This window comes from Mucilaginibacter litoreus (genome assembly GCF_042676805.1).
Taxonomy (GTDB): Bacteria; Bacteroidota; Bacteroidia; order Sphingobacteriales; family Sphingobacteriaceae; genus Mucilaginibacter; species Mucilaginibacter litoreus.
This window is the reverse complement of record NZ_JBHTHZ010000008.1, coordinates 1-2440: the sequence shown is the minus strand read 5'-3', so window position 1 is coordinate 2440 and position 2440 is coordinate 1. Positions and strand designations below refer to the sequence as shown.

The 2440-nt window shown below is 47.8% G+C and carries 2 tRNA genes and 1 rRNA gene; all 3 read left to right on the top strand.

The features are described 5' to 3' along the window. Window positions 1–274 precede the first annotated feature (274 nt). The 3 genes from ACFQZX_RS11580 to ACFQZX_RS11570 all read left to right on the top strand — a co-directional run bounded on the left by ACFQZX_RS11580 (window position 275) and on the right by ACFQZX_RS11570 (window position 2281). Window positions 275–1796, top strand: a 16S ribosomal RNA gene (locus ACFQZX_RS11580). 233 nt (window positions 1797–2029) lie between these two features. Beyond that, a tRNA-Ile gene (locus ACFQZX_RS11575) sits at window positions 2030–2104 on the top strand. 100 nt (window positions 2105–2204) lie between these two features. Then, window positions 2205–2281: transfer RNA gene (locus ACFQZX_RS11570), tRNA-Ala, on the top strand. Window positions 2282–2440 lie beyond the last annotated feature (159 nt).

The window sequence follows — 2440 nt, the reverse complement described above, 5'->3', positions numbered from 1 at the left end:
AGAAAACAGCGGACCACGATGGTTTGCGAAGAAAAAAAAGATTGAAAGTTTGAGGCCGCAACGGCCGAAGATAATAAAAGCTGAACCGTGATGGTGAGGCGAAAAGTTCTTAAAGGTAATAGAGAAGATAAAGAATGCAGCGTAACAGCGGAAGAAGAGACCCAAGGTTTCGGAAGCTGTTTTTAGAAAAGCGGTAGGGATAATGTAAGAGAATATTTTTTACAGATTTCTATTGATTGAGTTAATAGGGTCTGGATACAAACAAACACATTTTACAATGGAGAGTTTGATCCTGGCTCAGGATGAACGCTAGCGGCAGGCCTAATACATGCAAGTCGGACGGGATTGGGGAGCTTGCTCCCCATGAGAGTGGCGCACGGGTGCGTAACACGTATGTAACCTACCTTAGTCAGGGGGATAGCCTCTCGAAAGAGAGATTAACACCGCATAACATTATTTTATGGCATCATAGGATAATCAAATATTTATAGGACTAAGATGGGCATGCGGAACATTAGCTAGTTGGTAAGGTAACGGCTTACCAAGGCTACGATGTTTAGGGGATCTGAGAGGATGACCCCCCACACTGGTACTGAGACACGGACCAGACTCCTACGGGAGGCAGCAGTAAGGAATATTGGTCAATGGACGCAAGTCTGAACCAGCCATGCCGCGTGCAGGAAGACGGCCCTACGGGTTGTAAACTGCTTTTGTACCGGAATAAACCCTTTTACGAGTAGAAGGCTGAATGTACGGTAAGAATAAGGATCGGCTAACTCCGTGCCAGCAGCCGCGGTAATACGGAGGATCCAAGCGTTATCCGGATTTATTGGGTTTAAAGGGTGCGTAGGCGGCCTGTTAAGTCAGGGGTGAAAGACGGTAGCTTAACTATCGCAGTGCCTTTGATACTGATGGGCTTGAATGTACTTGAGGTAGGCGGAATGTGACAAGTAGCGGTGAAATGCATAGATATGTCACAGAACACCAATTGCGAAGGCAGCTTACTAAAGTATGATTGACGCTGAGGCACGAAAGCGTGGGGATCAAACAGGATTAGATACCCTGGTAGTCCACGCCCTAAACGATGAACACTCGATGTTGGCGATATATGGTCAGCGTCTAAGCGAAAGCGTTAAGTGTTCCACCTGGGGAGTACGCCCGCAAGGGTGAAACTCAAAGGAATTGACGGGGGCCCGCACAAGCGGAGGAGCATGTGGTTTAATTCGATGATACGCGAGGAACCTTACCCGGGCTTGAAAGTTAGTGAATGTGACAGAGACGTCACAGTCCTTCGGGACACGAAACTAGGTGCTGCATGGCTGTCGTCAGCTCGTGCCGTGAGGTGTTGGGTTAAGTCCCGCAACGAGCGCAACCCCTGTGAATAGTTGCCAGCATGTAAAGGTGGGGACTCTATTCAGACTGCCTATGCAAATAGAGAGGAAGGAGGGGACGACGTCAAGTCATCATGGCCCTTACGTCCGGGGCTACACACGTGCTACAATGGGCAGTACAGAGGGCAGCTACCTGGCAACAGGATGCCAATCTCATAAAGCTGTTCACAGTTCGGATCGGGGTCTGCAACTCGACCCCGTGAAGTTGGATTCGCTAGTAATCGCGTATCAGCAATGACGCGGTGAATACGTTCCCGGGCCTTGTACACACCGCCCGTCAAGCCATGGAAGCTGGAAGTACCTGAAGTCGGTAACCGCAAGGAGCCGCCTAGGGTAAAGTCGGTAACTGGGGCTAAGTCGTAACAAGGTAGCCGTACCGGAAGGTGTGGCTGGAATACCTCCTTTCTGGAGCGTTATCCCAAGATATACGGCTTTTTAATAAAAGGACAGCGAAGCTGTTACCTGCATTATCTTTTCTTATTATCAAACGAAACAAACAAACCCGGAAGATGAAGCCATCAGGGTAGCCTGACCGAAGTTCAGGAGCGCAGTTGGCAGTCATATAGTTGGCAGTAAGCAGTTGGCAGTTAGCACACACTGTAAACTGAAAACTGGAAGCTGCAAACTAAAAGGAAAACAGTCCTGTAGCTCAGCTTGGTTAGAGCACTACACTGATAATGTAGGGGTCAGCAGTTCAAATCTGCTCGGGACTACTAACGAGGCGGTTCATAAGTTCACTGGTTCAATAGTTCATTGGTATCCATACTAATCAACAAATGAACGAATGAACAAATCAACTAAACGCATCTGAAAGGGGGATTAGCTCAGCTGGCTAGAGCACCTGCCTTGCACGCAGGGGGTCAACGGTTCGAATCCGTTATTCTCCACCATGCTGGGGCATTAGTTCACTGGTTCAATAGTTCATTGGTATTACTGATGAACAAATGAACGAAGCAACAAATGAACCACAGCAAAACGTTCTTTGACATATTGGAAGAAGTAAATTGAAGAGAAGACAACAGTAGGGACGTCTTATTCAGTTATCAGTT